6 protein-coding genes are annotated in these 6,000 nt (G+C 47.8%); 4 read left to right on the forward strand and 2 right to left on the reverse strand.

Translation table 11 applies throughout. From position 1 onward, the window contains the following. Complete coding sequence (locus KIV40_RS23350; protein WP_285351574.1) at positions 1 to 555, forward strand: AAA family ATPase; 555 nt, start codon at positions 1 to 3, stop codon at positions 553 to 555. An 89-nt stretch (positions 556 to 644) separates the two neighbouring features. On the opposite strand, the gene KIV40_RS23355 is transcribed toward KIV40_RS23350, so the two are convergent. Then, entirely contained in the window at positions 645 to 1,286 is a 642-nt protein-coding gene (locus tag KIV40_RS23355) for a DUF2959 domain-containing protein (protein WP_005529068.1), read from the reverse strand. A gap of 35 nt (positions 1,287 to 1,321) precedes the next feature. On the opposite strand from KIV40_RS23355, the gene KIV40_RS23360 reads away from it, so the two are divergent. The 3 genes from KIV40_RS23360 to KIV40_RS23370 all read left to right on the forward strand — a co-directional run bounded on the left by KIV40_RS23360 (position 1,322) and on the right by KIV40_RS23370 (position 3,683). Next, entirely contained in the window at positions 1,322 to 2,266 is a 945-nt protein-coding gene (locus KIV40_RS23360) for a virulence factor BrkB family protein (RefSeq protein WP_255898669.1), read from the forward strand. Beyond that, complete coding sequence (dtd, locus tag KIV40_RS23365; protein WP_010650498.1) at positions 2,238 to 2,672, forward strand: D-aminoacyl-tRNA deacylase; 435 nt, start codon at positions 2,238 to 2,240, stop codon at positions 2,670 to 2,672. The genes KIV40_RS23360 and dtd overlap by 29 nt, the downstream gene beginning before the upstream one ends. 108 nt (positions 2,673 to 2,780) lie before the next feature. After that, positions 2,781 to 3,683, forward strand: a complete 903-nt coding sequence (locus KIV40_RS23370) for a bifunctional GNAT family N-acetyltransferase/hotdog fold thioesterase (RefSeq protein ID WP_005529074.1) — start codon at positions 2,781 to 2,783, stop codon at positions 3,681 to 3,683. Here the strand turns inward: KIV40_RS23370 and KIV40_RS23375 are convergent, their stop codons facing one another. Next, the gene (locus KIV40_RS23375; protein WP_285351576.1) at positions 3,684 to 5,879 is read right to left on the reverse strand and encodes an AsmA family protein; all 2,196 of its coding nucleotides are present in this window, start codon (positions 5,877 to 5,879) and stop codon (positions 3,684 to 3,686) included. It abuts the gene before it with no gap. Positions 5,880 to 6,000: the final 121 nt, after the last annotated feature.

The following is a 6,000-nucleotide window of genomic DNA, read 5'->3' on the forward strand; positions in this document are numbered from 1 at the left end:
ATGCATCCAATCGTGATTACGGGTGGTCCTGGGGCGGGTAAAACCACTTTACTGAATGCGTTAGGTGGGTTGGGCTATGCCACCTTTGCTGAGGGCTCTCGCGCCTTGATTGAACAGCAAAGCCAGCTGGATAACGGTGTCTTGCCTTGGACCAACCTACCTGAGTTCGCTAACTTATGCCTTGAGTTGATGGGTAAGCAAAAGCAAGACGCACTGAGTCATGAGGTCGCCTTCGTTGACCGTGCTATCCCAGACATCGTGGCATACCTAAAAGTGGGCGGCTGCCCTGTTGAGCAAACCTTCTTGACCGAGAGTGCTGGGTACCAGAGCAAGGTGCTCACTTGTCGACCTGAAGCCTCTATTTATGTTCAAGATGATGTGCGTCCACACAGTTTTGAAGAGGCCCTGCAAATCCATCAAACCTTAGTCGATACCTATGCTGAGCTGGGCTATGAGGTGATCGATGTCCCATGGGGTAGTGTCGAAAAGCGTGTTGCGTTTGTTCGCCAAGTGATGGGCTTAGTGGTCGGGGTAGATGGTGAGAAAGGTGAATAGAGGTCGGTAGGTATTCAGCTCACTTAGTGAAGAACTGAGTTTGGTCGCCAGATAGCAAAACCTCCCCACGAGGAGGAGGCTTTATCGAATTACTTTTGATTCAGCTGTTGCAAGAACTTGTCTGATTCAGCAATCGCGGCATTCATTTGCTTAATTGCGTATTGAATGTCTTTCTCCAGGCTAGAGAACTCGCCTTTCAGTGAGCCGATCGCGCTCGCGTTCAAGTTATGCTTGAGGTAAAGCGTGTTGTCACGCAGCGTATTCAACACTGGCGTCATCTTGTCTTCTGCACGCTTCATCGCGCTTAGCATACTCTTGTAAGAGGCTTTGGTTTCACGCAGCTTTTGTTCGCTAGAGCGACGCAGTTTGGCGCTAGTATACAGGTCTAGCTCACCTTGCCACTCTTCAAATAGTGCATCCGACACATCTTCAATTGCAGCAATACGGTCGCGCACATCTTGCGCCGCTTTTTCGCTGTCTTCGTATTTATCGTTAATGTTGTTGTAGACGCTTTCTAGCTCACCACCATCAAAGTTGGTCAGTGCCGAGAGGGCTTCTAGCGCACTGGTAAATTCTTCTTGTGCATCTTGTTGAGACTCTTTGGCGTCTTCCACGCGGTCAACCATAATGTCGCGTTTGTGGTATCCCACTTGCTCCATTGCTGAATAATATGCGGATTGACATCCTGTCAAAGTGAAAATTGATAGTACAATTGCTAATAAATAAGGCATTCTTATGTCCTCGACGCTAATTTATGGGATGAACTATGAACCAGTTATCAGAGAGTTACAAGGTGAGATTGAGCAAGCTCGTGCCGGGGAGCGTCGCGTTTTTCCAATATTTGCTCAAGCGCATGACGCACGATCGCGTCAATGTTAACGCAGGCTATTTAGCTTACATCACTTTGTTGTCTATTGTGCCGATGTTGACGGTATTGCTGTCGATATTGTCGAAGTTTCCGGTATTTGAGAATGTGGGCGAAACCTTACAAGTGTATATCATTGATAACTTCGTCCCCGCTTCTGGTGATGCGGTAAGAACCGCATTGCAAGAGTTTGTATCGAACACAGGCAAGATGACCGCCGTGGGTGGTGCGTTCTTGTTTGTTGCTGCCTTGATGCTGATTTCCAATATCGACAAAAACTTAAACTACATTTGGCGAGTAAAAGACAAACGTCGCCCAGTATTCTCATTTTCTATGTACTGGATGGTGTTGACCCTTGGTCCGATTCTGGTCGGCGCGAGTATTGCCGCAACCTCTTACGTAACATCGCTTAAGCTGATTGAAAACGAAACCTTGTCGGGCGCTTATAACCTGTTTTTGCGCTGGCTGCCTCTGCTGCTGTCATTTTTCGCATTCATGGGGCTGTACTTCTTAGTGCCAAACAAGAAGGTTTATCTGTCTCACGGTGCTATTGGTGCTGCCATCGCTGCGGTGTTGTTTGAATTGAGTAAGAAGGGCTTTGCTTTCTACATTACTCAATTCCCTTCTTACCAATTGATTTACGGCGCGCTTGCTGCGATTCCGATTCTGTTTGTGTGGGTGTATTTGTGCTGGTTGATTGTGCTCATTGGTGCGGAAATCACGGCCGCTCTGGGTGAAAGAGAGCACTGGAGTGACGACTTAGAAATGATACACTCGACCGCTGAATTACAATTAACAGATGAAGGAAGCGAGAGTCGTGATAGCGCTAATTCAACGAGTCAGTGAAGCCGCCGTTCGTGTAGACGGTGAAGTTGTCGGTGAAATCGACCAAGGTCTACTTGTCCTACTTGGTGTAGAGAAGGACGATGATGAAGCAAAAGCAAAACGTTTGATGGAGCGCGTAACCACTTATCGTGTGTTTGAAGACGATGAAGGCAAAATGAACCTCAACGTCAAACAAGTGAACGGTCAGGTTTTGGTGGTGTCTCAATTTACGTTACCAGCGGATACCAAAAAGGGCACTCGCGCAGGCTTTTCTCGCGGCGCGCATCCAGCGGATGCAGAACGTCTGTATGACTACTTCTCGGACTTGTGTGAGCAAGAACTGCCAACACAACGCGGTCGCTTCGCGGCGGATATGAAAGTGTCATTAATTAATGACGGTCCAGTGACTTTTTGGCTACAGGTCTAATCTGGCAACCACAACATCATGGTCTAAGCTTTAAGCCCAAGTAAATTGAATTTGCTTGGGTATTTTCTCCTAAGGCTTTCATTTGATTTGTACTTTCAAAGGATTGATATGTTCAAACTCATAACTCCAAAAACAGAAAATCAGCTCAACAAGTACTATCAATTTCGTTGGCAGTTGCTACGCGAACCTTGGCGTATGCCTGTAGGTTCCGAGCGTGATGAGTACGATGGCATGAGCCATCACCGCATGATTACCGACAGTCGTGGTCGTCCGATGGCGATTGGTCGGTTGTACATTACCCCAGATAACGATGGCCAGATCCGCTATATGGCGGTGAAGAACAACCGTCGCAGCAAAGGCATGGGCTCATTAGTGCTGGTGGCGCTTGAGTCGTTAGCTCGGCAAGAAGGGGCGAAGCGTCTGGTGTGTAATGCCCGTGAAGACGCGATTGCCTTCTATGAGAAGAATGGTTTTGAGCGTCGCGGTGAGCTTACCGATGAACGTGGTCCCGTGCGTCACCAACAAATGGTTAAACAGCTTGATCCAATGGCGGATGTGCTACGTCGCCCTGATTGGTGTACCGAGTTGCAACAGCGTTGGGAAGCGCAGATCCCGATCGCGGATAAAATGGGGATCAAAATCAACCAATACACAGGTTACCAGTTTGAGTGTAGCGCGCAGCTTAACCCAAACTTGAATCCACACAATACCATGTTTGCGGGCTCTGCTTTTACTCTGGCGACACTGACTGGGTGGGGCATGACGTGGCTGTTGATGAAAGAGCGTGGTTTGCACGGTGACATCGTATTAGCAGACAGTTCAATTCGTTATCGTCATCCGGTCGAGCAGAACCCAGTAGCGAGTACCTCGCTTGATGGCATTAGTGGTGATTTGGACAGGCTCGCATCAGGACGTAAAGCGCGTATTGTTATCCATGTGGTGATTTACAGTGGAGACGTGCCAGCGGTTGATTTTGTCGGTACCTACATGCTACTGCCGAATTACTCTTAACTACTTAGCTGTTAGTGGTGAAGAGGCTGGTGTTTCTTGTGGCGCATCTTGGTTAGCTGATGCGCCTTGTTCCGTCACTGAATGGTTCGTCTCTGGTGTATTACGTTCTTCTGGAGACGCTTCTTCGTTAATCTCGTTGTTCGCTGAGACTTCTCGGACAGAGATAAGCTGCTCTTCGGAATGTGATGTTGCGGTTGGCTCTTCTTCCTCCATCACTTCTTCACTTATCTCTTCTTCATGCTGTTCTAAGTTGATTGCCGCAATGCGTGTAACCTTGCTTGGTTCGGGGGCGCTTTGTTCTGTCTCAACTGGTTCTTTCTGTCCTAGCTTATGTTGGCACTCATTTGTTTCGATTTCGCCACTCAGAACATCACCTTTAATCACGCCACACTTGTCTTTGAGTTGATAAATCACGCCAGAAAGCGGGTTGTTTGCCATATCAAATTCACCAGACAAGTTACCCGAAATAGCCTTGCCTGAGATGGTCACTGGTTGAAGTTTTACTTCACCACGCTGAGCACGTAAACGTAATGGGCTGAAGGTGACCGCCTTGAGAGAATCATCCGCTTGTGACTTCAGGGTGGTATCGCGTAGGTTAGCTTCCACTTCTCCCGACAAGCTGTAAGCAAGCATATTTTGATCACCCGCCAAGCCTTTTAAATCGAGGCTTAAATCAGAGAAGCCATTGACCGCGAGTGCTGTTGGTAAGTAGGGATGAAGCAACTGCAGAGGGATTCCATCCGCATTAAGGCTAAGCGCCCAAGGTTGGCTGGTGGTACTGAGGTCGATTTGACCTAAGCCTTCAATATAGCCTTGCTCTAAAGGAGCAAACAAACGCGTTAATTGCCAGAGTCCATCGTCACTTTGTGTCGCAATCGCCGCGTGTGATGTGATGACTTGGTCGTAACTTGCGTTTACCACGCTGGCATCAAGCTTACCACTCCAAATGCCCCAATGACCGTTGTTGTGTTTTACTTCGAGTTTGTCACCTTCCAAATTCAAGCCAGAAAGCTGCCAGTAAGGTTGTTTGGATAACTGGATGACTTGGCTGCGTTCTATCTCTAACTGCTTCACATCTACTTGCTGGAGCCTCTCCGTGGCTTCTTGCCACCAATTCATTTTGTCATCTGGTTGGATCGCCCATTTCAATCCACTGATGGTCGCGTTGTTGATTTTCCAATGCTCAGGCTCAAACTCACCAGATACCCGCACACGACCTTGTTGCCAATCCAAACTCAGTTCTTTCAGTTGAATCGAACCTGGCTTGAGCGTGGCATTTAAGCGAGGTTCAATCGCAGTTTGATCTTGAAAACTGACGCTATCAGCTTGCAGAGAAAGCTGCGCTGTGGTCCCCCACAGTGACAACGGTAAAGAGGCGTTTTCTAGCGATAGCTCTAGGTTTTGCCAATGCCAATCTCCGTATTCGATATCTGCATTTAACAGATCGAGACTGTTGATATGGCTGATATGAACCGGCAGGGCCTGCCAAGGCTTAGCAAGCAAAGATTGTAGCTGTAGGTTGTCGATTTTTAGTTTATCGACGGTCATGTTTATGATTGACCAACCTTGTGGGTATTGTTCGCCTTGCCCCGATACTTCGCTGCCACGCCAGTTAAATGAGGCGCCGTAAAGTGTGCTGTCTTGCGCTTTGTAATCCACGTCGATGAGCAACTTATCAAAGGCTTCGCCATTCCAATGCAATTGTTCTGCAGAGAACTGAATCTCACCGTATGGCACTTGCTGAGTGTCGCTCGACCATATTGGATCTTGGATTTGTACACCTACCCCCGTAATACTGAATGCATCATCGGCGTAATCGATGTTCTTCAAGGCGATTTGGTGGAAGTAAACGTTGCCCAGCGCCGGCAGTGTTGGCATACCTTGCTGTAGACTCAACCCATCAATCAGCAAACTGTCGACAATCCATTTTCCATCGCGACGAACATCTGGGTTCAGCCAGAGATCGACTTGCTCAATGTAGGGTAGATTTTGTTGTTTGGTTGCCACGCCATTGAGGGTGAGGTGGTAAGGAAACTCGTATTGAACGTTATCCGCTTGCAGTGGCAAATCGACTAAATCGGAAAACAGATTCCACGTTTGGCGAGAATGCGAGGTTGTCAGCATGCCTACAAAGACGGCCGGAACGGCGATCGCCAGTATGAGTATAAGAAGTAGAACTCGACTTGCTGTTTTCATCCCTGCCCAAACCTGTACATAAATTGGAGTAAGTGAATATTGAATTACTTAGATAGGCTTAAGCTTGTATCAATCTTGGGCTGGATTCAATAAAAAGCCCCTCAAAGGAGCTGTCTCTTGA

It is taken from the genome of Vibrio sp. D173a, assembly GCF_030248475.1.

What these genes read in the sequence shown, in the direction of transcription:
- KIV40_RS23350 (WP_285351574.1), top strand. Translation starts at nt 1, where the DNA reads ATGCATCCAATCGTGATTACGGGTGGTCCTGGGGCGGGTAAAACCACT.
- KIV40_RS23355 (WP_005529068.1), bottom strand. Translation starts at nt 1,286, where the DNA reads ATGCCTTATTTATTAGCAATTGTACTATCAATTTTCACTTTGACAGGA.
- KIV40_RS23360 (WP_255898669.1), top strand. Translation starts at nt 1,322, where the DNA reads ATGAACCAGTTATCAGAGAGTTACAAGGTGAGATTGAGCAAGCTCGTG.
- KIV40_RS23370 (WP_005529074.1), top strand. Translation starts at nt 2,781, where the DNA reads ATGTTCAAACTCATAACTCCAAAAACAGAAAATCAGCTCAACAAGTAC.
- KIV40_RS23375 (WP_285351576.1), bottom strand. Translation starts at nt 5,879, where the DNA reads ATGAAAACAGCAAGTCGAGTTCTACTTCTTATACTCATACTGGCGATC.